The organism is Polaromonas sp. SP1 (genome assembly GCF_003711205.1).
Taxonomy (GTDB): domain Bacteria; phylum Pseudomonadota; class Gammaproteobacteria; order Burkholderiales; family Burkholderiaceae_C; genus Polaromonas.
Window position 1 is genome coordinate 1,016,982 of the sequence record NZ_CP031013.1, and the last position, 16,198, is coordinate 1,033,179.

At 65.3% G+C, this 16,198-nt stretch carries 9 protein-coding genes; 2 read left to right on the plus strand and 7 right to left on the minus strand.

Annotation, left to right across the window (positions count from 1 at the left end; genetic code table 11):
- Window positions 1-8: 8 nt before the first annotated feature.
- From DT070_RS04850 to DT070_RS04875, 6 genes are all read right to left on the minus strand, one after another.
- Entirely contained in the window at window positions 9-881 is an 873-nt protein-coding gene (locus DT070_RS04850) for a hypothetical protein (protein WP_206074054.1), read from the minus strand.
- Window positions 882-886: 5 nt separating this feature from the next.
- Window positions 887-2,884, minus strand: a complete 1,998-nt coding sequence (locus DT070_RS04855; protein ID WP_122954388.1) for a tetratricopeptide repeat protein — start codon at window positions 2,882-2,884, stop codon at window positions 887-889.
- Between the two features lie 2 nt (window positions 2,885-2,886).
- On the minus strand, window positions 2,887-5,022 hold the full coding sequence (locus DT070_RS04860; RefSeq protein WP_122954389.1) for a glycosyl transferase family protein: 2,136 nt from the start codon (window positions 5,020-5,022) through the stop codon (window positions 2,887-2,889).
- A 21-nt stretch (window positions 5,023-5,043) separates the two neighbouring features.
- Complete coding sequence (locus DT070_RS04865) at window positions 5,044-7,305, minus strand: cellulose biosynthesis cyclic di-GMP-binding regulatory protein BcsB (protein WP_122954390.1); 2,262 nt, start codon at window positions 7,303-7,305, stop codon at window positions 5,044-5,046.
- 172 nt (window positions 7,306-7,477) lie between these two features.
- The gene (gene wecB / locus DT070_RS04870; protein ID WP_122954391.1) at window positions 7,478-8,593 is read right to left on the minus strand and encodes a non-hydrolyzing UDP-N-acetylglucosamine 2-epimerase; all 1,116 of its coding nucleotides are present in this window, start codon (window positions 8,591-8,593) and stop codon (window positions 7,478-7,480) included.
- 98 nt (window positions 8,594-8,691) lie between these two features.
- Window positions 8,692-8,985, minus strand: coding sequence for a hypothetical protein (locus DT070_RS04875; RefSeq protein ID WP_122954392.1), 294 nt, complete (start codon window positions 8,983-8,985; stop codon window positions 8,692-8,694).
- A gap of 548 nt (window positions 8,986-9,533) precedes the next feature.
- Here DT070_RS04875 and DT070_RS04880 point away from each other — a divergent pair.
- Together DT070_RS04880 and DT070_RS04885 are read left to right on the plus strand one after the other, a co-directional pair.
- Entirely contained in the window at window positions 9,534-11,627 is a 2,094-nt protein-coding gene (locus tag DT070_RS04880) for a bifunctional diguanylate cyclase/phosphodiesterase (protein ID WP_122954393.1), read from the plus strand.
- 127 nt (window positions 11,628-11,754) lie between these two features.
- The gene (locus DT070_RS04885; RefSeq protein ID WP_122954394.1) at window positions 11,755-12,762 is read left to right on the plus strand and encodes an asparaginase; all 1,008 of its coding nucleotides are present in this window, start codon (window positions 11,755-11,757) and stop codon (window positions 12,760-12,762) included.
- 440 nt (window positions 12,763-13,202) lie between these two features.
- Here DT070_RS04885 and DT070_RS04890 read toward each other — a convergent pair whose 3' ends face one another.
- Complete coding sequence (locus DT070_RS04890) at window positions 13,203-16,190, minus strand: L-glutamate gamma-semialdehyde dehydrogenase (protein ID WP_122957256.1); 2,988 nt, start codon at window positions 16,188-16,190, stop codon at window positions 13,203-13,205.
- Between the last annotated feature and the right edge of the window lie 8 nt (window positions 16,191-16,198).

The following is a 16,198-nucleotide window of genomic DNA, read 5'->3' on the forward strand; positions in this document are numbered from 1 at the left end:
CGGCAGCGTTACCGGGGTTTCGCGGCGGATAACTGCGCGGCGGCAATCTGTGCCGTCAGCGCGTCCGGCACATAGTGCGGGCCATCGAACAGGTAGATGCGATAGCCAGCGTAGCGCGCCAGCTGCGGCCTGAGCTCGTCAATCGTCGCGCTGCGAAAGCCGCCGCCCGATTGCGGGCGAAACGCCTCGGCAATGATGCGCACCCGCTCCCGCCCCAGCTTTGCCGACAGCACGTCGGCGTACTCCCGCGCGACATGCGCTTCGCGCGCATGGACGCCAACGCCGTCCTGGAAAAACACCCCCACATCCGGCGGCAACCATTGGGCCAGGCCCTGCACCAGCGCTTCAGGGCCCACATTGGCGCTGTCGTACACGCTGATCCACAGCGGCCGCGGCAAGGCCGCCAGCAGCGGCGCCAGGGAGGGTGCTTCTTTCCAGGTCGGGTCGATCTCCACCGGGAAATACCAGCCCGTCACCTTCAGCGGCGTAGGCTGCGCGGCCAACACCGCCGAGGCCTGCGCAAGCTGCACGATGTCGGCACGCGCGGCTTTCTCGTCAAAGCGGCCGGCCAGGCCGACGATCACATCCTGCGCCCAGGCTTCGCCGGCAATCCGCGGCCACGCCGGCAGCTGCGCCGCCACCGGCAACAGCGGGTTGTTCACAAATGCCACGCCGTCGACGGCTGTCCACTGCACCAGCAGTTCGGTCGCGCCCATGCGCTGCCAGTTGCCGCGCGGATCCAGCGTCTTGTTGTCCGGCTGCCAGACCACACCGGCCAGCGGCGGAACCACAGGCGGCGGGCCGGAACAGGCGCCGAGCAACAACGCCGCCGCCAGTACGGCGCCCAGCCAGTACGGGCGCCCGGAAACGCTGGGCGGCATCCGCATCAGTAAGACAAGGTGGTGACGAGAAACACGCCACCGGCCCGCGAGGCCCCGCTGACGCGCCAGCGGTACTGCAGCGCAACGTCCAGGTAAGAGCGCGGCGCGTTGTAGACATCTTCGCGAAACCAGTAGCGCGCGCTGATGCCGGGCCCGATGCCCACAGAACTGCGCGAGATGGCAGTCGAATTGTAGTCGGCCGCTGCGGACACATGCGGAAACACCACCCACTTGCCGGACTCGCCGACCCGGATACTGCGGCCGACATCTGCCTGCGCCAGGCCGTAGGTTTGCCCCGCAGAAAGATAACGCCCGATCTCGGCCGAATACCGGCTGGTCCACCATGAAGACTGGTCCACGCGCAAGTCACCGCCGGTGCCGCCGGAATAACCCAGCTGGGCCAGCCAGTCGTCACGCCCGCCGGAGGGCGCAAACACCCGACTGATGGAGCCCACGAGGTTGACATCGGTGAAGGGCTTGTGGCGTATGCCGATGGCTGTCTGCAGGGTCTTGCTGCCGGTCGTGCCGCCACCCTTGCTGTACAAGGTTTCAAAGCCGCGCGCAAACACCTCGGTGTAGCGGCCGTTCCTGAAGCCCCAGGGGCGCCAATAAGCCTCGGCGCCGGCCTGCAGGCTGTCGGTGGCGGTGCCCGGCGGCAAGCCCAGCCCCGACACCCCGCCGCGGTAGCTGAGCGAGGCGATCGCCCCGAACTCGCGCGAGACTTCCGCCACCGCACGCCGTGTCTCAAACACCTGCTGCGGTGTCAGCGCCAGCTTCTGCGCATTCGCATCGTCGATGCTGCGCTTGAAATACCCGATCGCCTGCGCGTCTTCGCCCACCCGCACTGCCGCAAAAGCGGCATCACGCCAGGCGGTGTTGGCCAGCTTGCCTGACGCATCGGCGCGGTTGAAGGCTTCGAGCCCCTGTGCATCGTCCCCCACACGAACGGCCAGGTAGGCGCGCTCCACGTCGGACAGGCTGGCCAGCGACCCTGCGGCCTGGGCCTGCTCAAAGCGCAGGCGAGCCTGGTCCGTCAGCCCCAGCTCGGCCAGCAGGTTGATCTCGGTCGCGACGGGCAGCCCGCCCAGGCGCAGCGCTGCCTCAAAGTCTTCGCGCGCCGCGGCTTGCAGGCCCATGCGCTGGCGAATCAGCCCGCGCTGCATGTACAGCGAAGCATCCGGCGCGTCGGCAATCGCAAGCCCTGCCTGCTGCTCGGCCTGCGGGTACTGCCCGCTGCGGTACAAGGAATTCACCATCAGCAACCGGTAGTCGCGGTTGCCCGGAGACAGCGCAAGCGCCTGCTCGGCCTTGCCGGCAGCGCCCGCAAAATCCTGGCGCTCAAAGTCCTGGTAGGCGGCGGCGCCCACAGCTTGCGCCTGCGCATCGGCCATGCGCCGGCGCAGCGGCCCTTGCTGGGCTGCCAGGCGGCCGTCATCCCCGGCAACAGCGACAGCCTGCGTAATGGCCTGGTCCGCCTCGGGCAGGCGCCCGGCCGCGGCCAGCGCATTGACCTGCAGCAACCGGTAGTCGCGGTTCAGCGGCGCAAGGCGCACCGCCTCTTGCGCGGCAATCACCGCAGCCGCGTAGTCCGCGCGGTCATAGGCTTTGTAGCCGGCGTCGGCAGCCGTGAAAGCCGGGTCGGGCGCAGGCGCCGCGGATGGCAGAGGGCCAGCGTCGGGACGCGTAGCCTGCCGCGCCGAAGGCGTTACACGGTTCGCGGGCGCCGCGCGGCCTGCACGCGCTGCCGGCCGGCTCTGCGCCGCGTCCAGCTTGCGAATGAGCTCCTGCAATTGCACGGCGTCGGGCCGCAAGCGCAGCGCCTCATTGGCCTTGCCCCGTGCATCCGCATAGTCACCGCGCGCAAAGGCCTTGTATGCGGCATCCGCCAGCACCCAGGCCGGCCCCGTCAAAGGCAGGTCCGACTGCGCGTGGACGGTCGTCGTGACAGCCGCCATGGCCAGCAGGGACAAGGCCACCGCACGTTTTCCAAAGGAGTTTTTCATGGTTAATTCGCTGGTTGCACACGCGACAGTTCGGCGTGCATCTGTCGCTGCTGATTGACAACCCGCTCGATGACGTCGCGCAGGAGAACACCCTGGTCGACCAGGTAGTCGCCGACACGGCCGTGGCGGTCGGGGCGGTAGGTCTGCATCGCATTTTCAAAAACCTGGCGCTTGAGCAGGCCTTGCTCTACCAGCATGTCACCGAGCAAAGGCACACCGGGCACGCCGCCGTTCACTCTGGAGAAACTGTCATCGACGCCCCTGAGCAAGCGCAGTCCGATGGCCAGTTCGCTCTCGCGCACGATGCGCTGCCTGGGTTCAACACCGAAGATTTCCACGAGCTCGCTCACCGCCTCGTCCGGCAACGGTGTCACCACAGCCAGGATGGGCTGGCTGCCGGGATCAAGCCCTATATAGATGGCCCGAAAGCGCGTGCCGAAATCCTTGGGCGTGGCGCCCGCATGGTCCATGACCAGCGCTTTGGTCAACTTCGTGCGTACCAGGCCCGACTGGTACGCGATGGCTTCGGCCAGCGTTTCCTCGTCGAGCCAGCCATTGGAAATCAGGATCTGGCCCAGCGGCATCTCGGTGAGCGCCTGCTCCTTGAGCGCCTTGCTCAGCATCTCCTCGTCCACCGCCTTCCACGACTGCAGCAATTCGCCCAGCCGCTGGCGGCGGCGCAGCAGCTGGCCGCCGGTGGGAAAGTCATGCATGGTCTTGTCCCACGCCAGCGCCTTGCCGCGAAAGAGGTAAGACAGATAGAGGCGCCAGGCGCGCGCTACGGCCATGAAATTGACGAAGTTGCTGACCACCATGCGCGGCAGCGACATCAGGCCGTGCTCCCAGCCGTAGAGCGTGGTGGTGAAGTAAATGCGGTGCCCGCAGCGGATGATCAGCGACACCGCGTTCAGGTAAATCAGCACGCGCCACCAGCTGTTCTCGGCAAACAGCGAGGGATAGAACACACTCCACCAGCCCGTCGCCAGGCCGATGTGAAACACCAGGAACTGCAACACCAGCACATAGGCCAGCACGTTGACCAGCGCGGTGATGGTGCTTTTGCGGTCACGCAGCAGCAGGTAGCGTGCGGCCAGCGAGCCCTGCCAGGCGATCTGCTCCCAGCTCTGCAGGCCGATTCCCAGCACCCAGCGCGCTTTTTGGCGGTAAGCCTGGCGGAAGGTATCCGGGAAAAATTCCCGGACCGACAGCGGCATGCGCACCAGCACTTCACGCTTGGGTTTGGAGCCGAACCAGGCCGTCCGCGCCACCCGGAAGCCGACCGGAAACACGCCGAAGATGGCCTGCATGCCCAGTTGCCCCAGGCGGTTGCCGACGTCGTAATCCTCGGTCAGGCTGTCCGTGTTGAAGGGCTTGTTGCGCGTGGAGCCGACCAGCGCCTTCAGGGCGCGCCTGGAAAAGCAGGTCCCGACACCCGCGGACGGCACGACGCCGGCCACGCTCTCGCGCACCACCATGTCTTTGGCATGGCTCTCGGCGAACTCGTCCATGTAGGTTCCGGCCACCAGCTCGTACCATTCGCGCTCGAGCGAGGCGACCGGCAACTGGATCATGTCCTTGCGCGGGAGCAGGTAGTTGAAGAACTTCAGCTCCAGCGGGTGCAACACATCCTCGCTGTCGTGCAGCACCACGCCGGCGAACTCCATGCCGTGCTCTTCCTCATACGCAAAAATGGCCTGCACCACCCAGTTCAGGCAGTCGGCCTTGCAGGTGGGCCCGGCGTGCGGCACTTCCACGCGATGCAGCTGCTTGTAGCGCTTTTGCATGCGCTCGACTTCTTCGATGGTTTTTGCATCGTTGACATAAGTGCCGACAAACACCACATAGTTCTGGTACTCCAGCACCTCGACCATGTTTTCGATCATGGCTGCGATCACGTCGTATTCGAGCCATGCAGGAACCATGATGGCCAGCGTCTGCTCACTCTTTTCGCGCAGGTGCTCCGCGGTCATGGGTGCATATTTGCGCTTGACTGTGAAGGAGCGGAAAACGCGCCGCGTCCAGTACCAGGCGTCGATGAAAAGGTCGTCGACCGAAGAGATGAAAATCAGCACTGCGACTATCGCGGCCAGCATCTCCAGGGCCGCGTAGTAGTTGGCGGTAAAAAGTGTCCAGATCATGGCGGTTTCCCTGGGCCCGGCCTACAGCGCGGAGTCCTTCTCGGCCGACTTGCGGCGGCGTACCCGGCTGGCAAACACCAGCAGCGCGATCATGAAGACCACGCCGAGGATGGGCAGCATCCACCAGTAACCGCGGGCGAGCAGCCAGGGGCCGGCGTTGTCACCCACCGCCTTGCGCCCCGCCGGGTCTGCCATGTTCATTTCCGTCAGCAATCCGTTCGGGCCGATGACGGCGATATCGCCGGCGCCCAGCAGGAGGGGCTTGTCCAGCGCAGGCGACTGCCCGGCCACGGTGCGATAGAGCACGCCGCTGTCGCCGCCGGCCTTGACGACTTCAACGATCGCGATCTTGTCCAGCCCCTTGATGTCGATGACCGCGCCGTCGCTGCCGCCGTCCATCACCAGCCGGCCTTCTTCGAGCGTCACCCTGGACTTCGCGTCCTTGAAAGGCAGTTCCATCGCAAGGAAGGCGCCGCCCGGCGCAGGCACGGCGTCGCCGGTCACCGCCGTGAACCGGGCCTTCATGGGCGATACGCCGGTCGTCGACGCCAGGCGTATCACGCGCGGCAGCGAGGCAGTCGCATCCGCCAGGTAGGCGGCAGGAACCATCACATGCGCACCGGCGGCATAACGCGCCACCATGCCGGTGAAATCAGCAGAGGGGTCGGCTTTCTCCAGCAGCATGCGGCTGCTCGGCAGCACGGACACCGGGTAGGGCTCAGGCGTTTCGCGGCAACGGTCGCTGGCCAGCTGGCGCACAAAGGTGACGCGCAGGGTGTTGCGCGACGCCAGGGCATACGCGGGGATGCGTGCGGTCACGCTTTCAACTTTGCCGTTGGCGTCCATCTGCCGGGCGCCCAGCAGGATGTCGTTCAGGAACACCGAGACCACTGGCGGGGTGCGCGCCGCGCTCGGCGCGGCGGCAACATCCAGCACCAGGCTCGAAGGCAGGCGGCCGTCGGCGGCCACTGCGCCAATGTCAAAGCTGGCATTCCAGTCGGCGTGCGACAGCACATCGAAGCTGCCGGGCTTGCCGCCCAGGTATTTCAGGGAGACGGCGGATGCATCGCCCGCCGGGTCGGCCGCGCTGCGCACCAGCAAGGACGACGCAACAGCAATGCGATTCCAGTAGGTGCTGAACATGCCGGCGGCCTGCGCGCCGGCATCCGCCGCCACCACGATGGCCGGGTTGCCGAACGCTTGCGACAACCGGATTTCACCGGCGGCGGCGGGCTGCGCGGCGGGATCGAGCGCGCGCGTGCGCCACTCGGCAAAGCCGGCGACCGCATCCGGCGCAGCCGTTTGCAGCTGGCCTCGCAGCGCGTCCAGGGAGGCTGCCATGCCGGTGGTCAAGGCCTTGTCGGCAATGACAATGTCGGCGCGCAGCGGGCTGCCGGCGCCCAGTGACAGCAAGGCGCCCACTTCGGCGGCGTCCTTGAGTTTGTAGCTGCCGCCCTGGGCCAGCGCGGCGAAGGCCGGAATGCCGCGCAAGGCGGCCGGCACGGCCAGGCCGTCCAGGTTCACCGTGTCACCCACCGCGGGCAGCGCAACCACCCTGGCGCGCTTGCCGGCCCGCTCCAGCGCCACACCCATGCGCCAGGCCGAGTCGTAAGCACCCGAGCTCAGGTTGTTCGAGGAAATCAAAATCACCGGCGCCGACGGCAAGGCGCCCCATGCGGTCGTCAGGTCGCGCACCGCGCTGCCGTCATAGCGATAGGTAAAGCGCGAGTCGGGTTCGATGCGCAGCACATTGCCGGCCGCGCGGCCGTCGGTACATTGCCACTCCGCGCCCATGGCGCTGCTCCAGTTCAGGCCCATGCGGACAAACCCGCTGGGCCGCGGCGAGCCGTCGACGCCCAACACCAGGCTGGCGTCGCCCTTGTCTTGGGCCATCGGCCGCGACGACACCGGGTAGGAGTCGAGCGACACCACGAAGCTGGTGCGCCCGCCGTCTGCACGCATGTAGTTGGCGTTGAGCTTGATCTCGCCGGCGCTGATCGGCACGTTCGCGGGAACGGGCAGGTACAGCTCACGCACGGTTTCGGGTGCGCCCAGCACCAGCGGCCCCTTGAAGCCGAGGTCGGCAAAAGTGATTTCGCGCGACACCCAGCGGTCTGCCGCCAGGCGCCTGAAGACCTCGGCAGCGCTCGCCGCCGGGCCGGCCGCGGCAGGGGCGGGGGCCGGCTGGCCATTGGTCAGCAGCGGCAGGCATGCCGCAAAAAGCAGGCCGGAGCCGCGCACAAGAAGCGGCAGGCGTGTGGGAAGTTTGGGCAGGGTAGTCATGGCGTTATTCCTTGGTATCGCGGGGTATCGGGTTCGGGTATCAGGTCAATCTGGTGACCGGGTCATCGGGGCATCGGGTCATCGGGCGTTGCGGCGCCGGTCGCGGCAAACAGCACAAACTCCGGCGGTTCCGAAGGGCCGCCGGAGGTGTCCGTGCAATGGGCCTGCAAACTCAAGCGAGTTCAGGCAGTGCAGCGGATTGGGTGGCAAACGAAGTGGCCAGGGCGGCCACAATCTGCCGCGAGGCAGTACCGTCGCCGAACGGGTTGCCGGCCTGCGACATCCGCGTGTAGGCCGCCGAGTCCGTCAACAGCCTAAGGGTTTCGCGCACGATCACCGGGCGCGACGCGCCGATCAGCAGGGCGCAGCCCGCATCAACCGCTTCGGGCCGTTCGGTTTCATCGCGCAGCACCAGCACCGGCACGCCAAACGTGGGCGCCTCTTCCTGCAGGCCGCCGGAGTCGGTCAGCACCAGGCAGGCATCGACTAGCGCCTGCTGCATCTGTGTGTAATCGAGTGGGGCCGTCAGCCTGACATTGGGCAGGCCGCCGAGGATGGCGTTGACGGGCTTCTGGATCACCGGGTTCAGGTGCACCGGGAACAGCACCTGGAGCTCAGGCTGCTGCCTGGCGATCTCGGCGATGGCGCGGCAGATCTCGGCCACATCGTCACCCCAGTTCTCGCGCCGGTGAACCGTCACCAGCAGATGGCCCCGCCCGGACACCGAGCGTTTGATGTCGTGGCGTTTGCAGGCCCAGTTCTGGGCGTCGATCACGGTGTTGCCCGTAACGTGGATTTTTGCGTCGGCAATGCCCTCGGCCTGCAGCGCGGCCTGGGCGCCCTGCGTGGGCGCAAAGTGAAATTGCGCCAGGCGGCTGATCATCTGCCGCAAGCCTTCCTCAGGAAAAGGCCGGTTGAGGTTGTAGGTGCGAAGGCCCGCCTCGACATGCGCCAGCGCAATGCGATGGTAGAAGGCTGCCAGCCCACCCTGAAAAGCGCTTTCCGTGTCGCCCTGAACGATCACCAGGGACCAATCCCGCTGCAGCATCACTGCGTCCAGCTGTTGCCGGCAGCCCATGCTGAACTCCAGCAGGCTGGCGCCGCTGCGCTTAAGCGAGATGTCGGGCGTCACATCAAAGCAGTCAAATACCTGCTGGGCCATTTCGGCGTGCTGGCCGGTGTGCAGCCATTGCACGCGGGCCCACGGCGCTTCACGCAGCGCGTGATAGACCGGCGCAAGTTTGATGATTTCGGGGCGCGTGCCCGAGACGATGAGGATGTTTTTCATATGCCTGCTTTTGAAAGGTGATGGAGGGATTCATCGGCCTGAAAGCGGCAAACGAAAGAGGACGGGAAGTAAAAAGAACTCCAGGCAAAGCCCGAAGCTCACGCTGCGCGGGCCGCAATGCCCGCGTTGCTTGCAGCCTCCTGGCTGTGAAGATCCACAATCACCACCAGGTCGCCGCCAAAACGGCCGACGCCCAGCTCGCTGATCAGTTGCTGCTCCTGTTCGGCCGAATCCATGCGCAAAAAGCACAAGGCCTGGCGTTTGCCGGCATGCCCGGCGGCAAGAATGTCCAGCCTGGCGATAGAGCCGAAACGGGAACAGACGGACAGCAGCGCCGGTCGCAGGGCGCCAATGTCGGGGAAGCCATTGAGTTGATCGAGGGTGGTGTCCATGTTTACTTCCTGCTAAATATTGGGTCGCTTTCGCCTTCACTTCTCTATAAGTTGAAAACTTAAGTACGAACATCAATGTAAGAAGCGATTCCAGGGGAAACACTGAGCGAAAGCCTCCCACCCATGTAGGACGAACCCTCGCCGCCTGCCCGAATCGTGACTTTCACCCGCATTCGCCATAAACCCAAGATACGGCTTGTAGCGCTTGTTGTCTGTTCGGCACCGAACTTGCGCGTCCTGCTCAAATGCGCGTTCTTATGTAGGACGAGGCGAAGGACGGCACGCGAACAGCTGCGGCAATCAAAGTGGCTTGTGTTGAGAGGGAATCTGCGCTTGTCCTACCTTGGCGAGCGCTAACGGATGTCAGTCGTTTGCCTGACAGGCTGTTGTGATGCATGAGCTGACTTGTCTGAAAAGCAGCTGGCGCAACCCACGGAGCCCCTATGGCATTCATTACCTATCTCGCAGACAACCACAGCGCCGTTTCCCACACGCTGACCCCACAAGAGGCCGCGCATCCAGCGGCCACCAGGCGGGCTGGCTGATCCATGGACAAACTCCTCACACTGGTGCCAAGGCAGCCGGGTTACACCCACGAAGACGCGGCAAGCCGGATGCTGGGCCTGCTGGAGCGCGCCGCCAAGGCCGGCGCATGGGCCGTCGACTTGCCGGCCCGCCACTTCACCTGGACGGCCCAACTGGCCACCCTGCTGGACATTGCACCCTCGGCAGTGCCATCGTTCGAAGACGCGCTGGCCTTCTATGCCCCGGAATCACGCGTGCTGATGGCCGGCGCATTCGAAGCCTGCATGGAACACGGCACGCCCTTCGACGAAGAAGCCCAGGTGATTGCATCAGGCGGGCGGGTGCTGTGGATGCGCTGCCTGGGCGAAGCGCTGCGCGATGCCTCCGGCGAAGTGGTGCGCATCCAGGGCATCCTGCACGACCTCACAGACAAAAGGAAGGCGGAGCAGGACGCGTTGCGCCTGACGATGCGGCTGAGCACCACCCTGGCCAGCATCGCGGACGCCTTTGCCACGCTGGACATGGAAGGCCGCTTTACCTATGTGAACCCTGAAAGCGAGCGGCTGCTGCGCCGCAAAAGCCGGGACCTGCTGGGCCAGACGCTCTGGCAGGCGATGAACGCGAACCGCGGCGGCCGCCTGCGGCGCGAGGTGCGCCTGGCGCTGGTCAACGGCCAGCCGGTGGAGTTTGAAGAGTTCTACGCAGAGCTCGGCAAATGGCTGGAGTTGCGCGCCTATCCTTTTGAAGAAGGCCTGGCCGTGTACTTTCGCGACATCACCGAACGCAAGGCCGCCAAAGACGAGATCGAGCACCTGGCGTTTTATGACGCATTGACCCAATTGCCGAACCGCCAGCTGTTGATGGACAGGCTGCAAAGCGCCCTGGCCTGCAGTGCCGACCATTCACGCATAGGCGCGCTGATGTTCATCGACCTGGACCACTTCAAGGTGCTGAACGACACACTGGGCCATTCGAAGGGTGACCTGCTGCTGCAAAAGGTGGCTTCACGCCTGACGGCCTGTGTCAGGCACAACGACACGGTGGCCCGGCTCGGCGGCGATGAATTTGTGGTGTTGCTGGAAGACCAGGGAGAAAACCCCGAAACCGCCATCGCCGGAACGCGGGTGGTCGGGGAGAAGATCCTCGCAGCGCTCAGCGAGCCCTATGACCTCGTGGGCCACGAGCACCACGCGACGTGCAGCATCGGCATCACCTTCTTCAGCCAGCAACAGGAAGGCATAGGCGACCTGCTCAAGCAGGCCGACCTGGCGATGTACGGCGCCAAGGCGGCAAGCCGCAACACCCTGTGCTTCTTCGACCCCGAAATGCAGGCAGCTGCCACCGCCAATGCGGCCATCAATGTGGAGCTGCGCCAGGGCCTGCGCAACAAGGACTTTGTGCTGCACTACCAGCCCCAGGTGGGCAACGAAGGCCACATGGTGGGCGCGGAGGCCCTGGTCCGCTGGCGGCATCCGCAGCGCGGGCTGGTGTTTCCCGACGAGTTCATCTCGCAGGCCGAAGAAAGCGGGCTCATCCTGCCGCTGGGCAAATGGGTGCTCGACACCGCCTGTGCGCAGCTCGCAGCCTGGGCCTTGCGCCCCGAGACGCACAAGCTGAGCATTGCCGTCAATGTCAGCGTGCGCCAGTTCCGGCACCCTGATTTTGTCGAGATGGTGATGGCGGCGATCGACGAGGCGGGCGTCAGCGCCCACAGGCTGAAGCTGGAACTGACCGAAAGCCTGCTGGCCTCGAACATCGAGGTCACGATCGCCAAGATGGGCATCCTCAAAAAGGCCGGCGTCACGTTGTCGATTGATGATTTCGGCATGGGCTACTCGGCGCTCTCTTACCTGAAGCACCTGCCGCTGGACCAGCTCAAGATTGACCGCAGCTTTGTCAAAGACGTGCTGACCGACCCCAACGACGCCGCCATTGCCCGCACCATCATCGGCCTGGCGCAAAGCCTGGGCCTGGGCGTGATGGCCGAAGGGGTCGAGACCGAAGCCCAGCGCGAATTTTTGGTGCGCTATGGCTGTGGTTGCTACCAGGGCTACCTGTTTTGCAAAGCGCTTCCCATCGACGAACTTGAAGCCTTCATGCGAAGCATGCGGGTTTGAGAATGCCGCCTGTTAGTTAGCACTGGTAGCACTGGTAGTACTGTTAGTACGTGTTTCTCCTAACTATGGGAAAACCCGCTTTGTGCCGATAGTCACCAACCATGCACCACCATGGCCATGGCTTTTTATGACGCACACACCCCTGATTGAATTGACCCGCGGCGGGACCCTGGAATGCCAGCACCTGGGCTCTGTGGCCGTCGTCAATACACAAGGCCGTCTGCTGGCCCATGCCGGCGACCCGCACTGGCTGACTTTTTCCCGCTCCACGCTCAAGGCCTTGCAGGCGCTTCCTTTTTTCGAGGCCGGCGGCCCCGCGCAATTCGGTTTCAGCACGCGGCAGCTCGCCATGCTGTGCGCCAGCCACAACGGCGAAGACATGCATGTGGCGGAAACCCAGGGCATGCTGGACAAGGCCGGCCTGACGTACAAGGCGCTGCGCTGCGGCTGTCATGTGCCGGGCATCTTCTCCCAGCTGGACGAGGCGCCGCCGCCCGGCCTGGTGTTTGACGAGCGCCATAACAACTGCAGCGGCAAACACGCCGGCTTTTTGGCGTACTGCGTGCAGCACGGCCTGGGCCTGGACGACTACATCGCACCCGAACACCCCTTGCAGCAGGCCATACGCCGCGACGTCGCCCGCGCCGCAGGCATGGACGCCAACGACTTCAAAATGGGCATCGACGGCTGCTCGGCGCCCAACTACGCCCTGCCCCTGTCCAAGCTGGCCCGCGCTTACGCACGGCTGGCCAGCGGCGCCCGCGACGCCGAATTCGGCCAGAGCTTTTCAGCCCTGGGCGAAGCGATGACCGCCCACCCCGAACTGGTGTCCGGCACCCGCCGCAACGACCTGGCCTTCATGCGCGCAGGCCGCGGCGACTGGGTCACCAAGGTGGGCGCCGACGGCGTGCAGGTGGTGGGCAGCAAGTCGCGCGGCGAAGCGATCGCATTGAAGGTCATGGACGCCAACAAGGTCGCGCTGTTTGCCGCCACCGTCGAGGTGCTGGACCAGTTGGGCTGGCTGGACGATGCGCAGCAGGAAGAGCTGGCGGTTTGGCGGGCGCGGGAGATTGTGAATGTGCGGGGGGTGGTGGTGGGGCAGAGGCGGGCGGCTTTTCGGTTGCAGGCTGGGTGAGCCCCCACGCCCGTCCCCGTTTCTTCCGGTATTCGGATTTCTGTCTTCGGCTGTTTGGTATTCCTGTCCCCACCCCCTTGTGGATGCGCCGAGGAGCGCAGGACCAGACGGATCAGGGCAAAAACTTGTTTGAGCCGAAGGCGAGTTGTTTTTGACCCCGGCTGGGCCGAGCACCGCAGGTTGCCCGTAGCGAAGCGAAGGGACGCAGGAGCCAGGGTCGCCTTTTTTTGCTTACTTTTTTTGGCGAAGCAAAAAAAGTGAGTCGCATGCCGGGCGACTCCCGGCCGGCAAGCCGCAGCAAAAAACACATCGCCGGAGCACCACCAGGCTTCGATACCTCAGCCCGAACGGGGAGGGGGAGGCTTCGACAGGCTCAGCCCGAACGGGTGACGGGTGACGGGTGACGGGTGACGGGTGACGGGTGACGGGAACAGAAAGGATCAACCCCCTCCAGCCAGAAGCGCCGCATTCCCCCCCGCAGCCGTCGTATTCACCGTCACCGTCTGCTCGGCACAAAACCGGTACAGGTAATGCGGCCCACCCGCCTTCGGGCCGGTGCCCGACAAGCCCTCGCCGCCAAACGGCTGCACGCCCACCACCGCGCCGATCATGTTGCGGTTCACATAAATATTGCCGACATGCGCCGCCGCGGCCAGTGCCTGCGCGCGGGAGTCGATGCGCGTCTGGATGCCGAGCGTGAGGCCGTAGCCCAGCGCGTTGATCTGCGCAATCACCGCTTCCGGGTCTTTCAGGTCGCCGCTGCCCCAGCGCACCACCTGCAGCACGGGGCCGAAGATTTCGTCTTTCACGTCGGCCAGGCTGCGTACTTCAAAGGCGGCGGGGGAAATGACATTTGCTATCGAATTAATAGCTGAATCCCTATGCGCATCCTGGGCTACAAGCACTTTTGATGCAGAACCCAGGCGCTGCAAATGCTTCTGGATGTTGTCGTACGCTTCGCGGTCGATCACCGGGCCGACATCGGTGGCAAGGTCTGCGGTCTCGCCAACCACCAGTTCTTTGGCCGCGCCCTTGATCATCTCGATCACGTGGTCGGCAATGCCTTCATGCACACACAACAGGCGCAGCGCCGAGCAGCGCTGGCCGACACTGCGAAACGCGCTTTGCACCACCGCATCGGCTACCTGCTCGGGCAGGGCCGTGCTGTCGACCAGCATGGCGTTGATGCCGCCGGTCTCGGCGATCAGCGGCACGATGGGGCCGTCTTTGGCGGCGAGTGCGCGGTTGATGATTTTGGCGACCTGGGTCGAGCCGGTGAACACCACACCGGCCACGCCGGGTGCGGCCACCAGCGCGGCGCCCACCGTTTCACCGGCGCCGTGCGCCAGTTGCAGCGCGCCTTCGGGCACACCGGCTTCGTGCAGCAGTTTCACGGCTTCAAAGGCGATGCCCGGCGTCTGCTCGGCCGGCTTGGCGGCCACGGCATTGCCGGTGGCCAGCGCGGCGGCGACCTGGCCGGTGAAGATGGCCAGCGGAAAGTTCCACGGGCTGATGCACACCCACACGCCGCGCGCCGACAGGCGCAGCTCGTTGGTCTCACCGGTCGGGCCGGGCAGCGCCACCGGCTGCATGATGCGCTCGGCCTCACCCGCGTAGTAGCGCAAAAAGTCCACCGCCTCACGCACTTCCGACACGGCGTCGCCCCAGGTCTTGAAAGCCTCTTTGACCAGCAGCGCGCAGAACTTCGGCATCTGCTGCTCCATCGCATCGGCGGCACGGCGCAAGGTGGCGGCGCGTTCGGCGACGGGCACTTTGCTCCATTTTTGATAGCTAGAGGTACACGTCCTGATTAGGCTGGGGGCCGATTTGGCATCAAACTCCGGCACCATGGGAACAGCCGTTGCGGCCAGCGCGGCGAGCAGCGGCGCACGCATGCTTTGCACCGTCAGGTCCAGCCCCAGGCTGTTGGGCCGGGCCGGGCCGTAGAGCGCGGGCGGCAGCGGCAGCGACGATTCGGGCTGCAGGCGAAGCGGCGAGGTCAGCAGCTCGCCAATGCCGACCGACTCGTCGGCGAGCTGGTGCACAAAGGAGGAGTTGGCGCCGTTTTCCAGCAGGCGGCGCACCAGGTAGGCCAGCAGGTCGCGGTGGGCGCCCACCGGTGCGTACACGCGGCAGCTAATCAGCGGGTTCTTCAGCACTTCACGGAACACGCCCTCGCCCATGCCGTGCAGGCGCTGCAGCTCAAACGGCACCGCGTTGCGCGACGCCATCTGCAAGATCGCAGCGATGGTCGCAGCGTTGTGGCCAGCAAACTGCGGGTAGATCGCATCGGGCGCGGCCAGCAGCGCTTGCGCGCACGCCAGGTAAGACACATCGGTGTGGTGCTTGTGCGTGAAGACCGGGTAGTGCGGCAGGCCCATCTCCTGTGCGCGTTTGATTTCCGAATCCCAGTACGCGCCCTTGACCAGGCGGCACATCAGGCGCAGTTTGTACTTGCGGGCTATGGCGGCGATGTGGCCGATCAGCTCCAGCGCGCGCGTCTGGTAGGCCTGCATGGCCAGGCCAAAGCCCTGCCACTGCGGGTGGTGTTGCGCCACCAGGGCGGCCAGCGCTTCAAACACGTCGAGCGACAGCTCCAGCCGGTCGACTTCTTCGGCGTCTATGGTCAGGTTGATGTTGGCCTTGGCCGAGAGCTCACACAGCCCCCAGACACGCGGCACCAGTTCGGCCATCACGCGCTCGCGCTGGGCGTCTTCATAACGCGGGTGCAAGGCGCTGAGCTTGATGGATATACCATCATTTTGCTCTGTAGCCCTTGCTGTGCTTGCACTTACAGCTATCGATTTAATAGCGTTGGTGTAGCTGGCCAGGTAACGCAGCGCATCGGCGTCGGTGCGCGCGCCCTCGCCCAGCATGTCGTAGCTGAAGCGCAAATTCGGGATTTTTTTGCGGCTGTCGTCGGCTTCGTTCATCGCGTCGGCAATCGTCTGGCCCAGAACAAACTGCCGGCCCAGCAGCTGCACGGCGCGCAAGGTGGCGGCCACGACCGTGCGCGCGCCCAGCTTGGTCATCATGGTCGGCTGCCCGCCTTCCGGCAAAAACATCTTGGACATCGAGATAGCCGAGGCCGACAGCCGCGCCATCACGCCGTCGCCGGCGGCGTCGAAGTCGGCGCGGCCGAGCTGGTCGGCCGTCAGGGCAATCGCGGTTTCGGCATCGGGCACGCGCAGCAGCGCTTCGGCCAGCCGCATCAGCGCCAGGCCTTCGGCGCTGGAGATCGGGTATTCCTTGAGCAGGCTTTCCATCGCCCAGAAGGGCGGCGGGTTGTCTCGCACGGCCTGCACCCAGGGCTGGGCCGCATGCGCCGCCGCCGCCCAATCCAGCGCGCCGGCCAGGCCCTGCAGGTGGGCGGCGACGATGTCGGCTTCAGGACGGTACGGAAACGGCAGGCGGGGGGAAACTGGCATCAGGGGCT

Bases quoted from the DNA above. Each gene is read 5' to 3' on its own strand.
- DT070_RS04850 (WP_206074054.1), bottom strand. From the start codon at position 881: ATGCCGCCCAGCGTTTCCGGGCGCCCGTACTGGCTGGGCGCCGTACTG.
- DT070_RS04855 (WP_122954388.1), bottom strand. From the start codon at position 2,884: ATGAAAAACTCCTTTGGAAAACGTGCGGTGGCCTTGTCCCTGCTGGCC.
- DT070_RS04860 (WP_122954389.1), bottom strand. From the start codon at position 5,022: ATGATCTGGACACTTTTTACCGCCAACTACTACGCGGCCCTGGAGATG.
- DT070_RS04865 (WP_122954390.1), bottom strand. From the start codon at position 7,305: ATGACTACCCTGCCCAAACTTCCCACACGCCTGCCGCTTCTTGTGCGC.
- wecB (WP_122954391.1), bottom strand. From the start codon at position 8,593: ATGAAAAACATCCTCATCGTCTCGGGCACGCGCCCCGAAATCATCAAA.
- DT070_RS04875 (WP_122954392.1), bottom strand. From the start codon at position 8,985: ATGGACACCACCCTCGATCAACTCAATGGCTTCCCCGACATTGGCGCC.
- DT070_RS04880 (WP_122954393.1), top strand. From the start codon at position 9,534: ATGGACAAACTCCTCACACTGGTGCCAAGGCAGCCGGGTTACACCCAC.
- DT070_RS04885 (WP_122954394.1), top strand. From the start codon at position 11,755: ATGACGCACACACCCCTGATTGAATTGACCCGCGGCGGGACCCTGGAA.
- DT070_RS04890 (WP_122957256.1), bottom strand. From the start codon at position 16,190: ATGCCAGTTTCCCCCCGCCTGCCGTTTCCGTACCGTCCTGAAGCCGAC.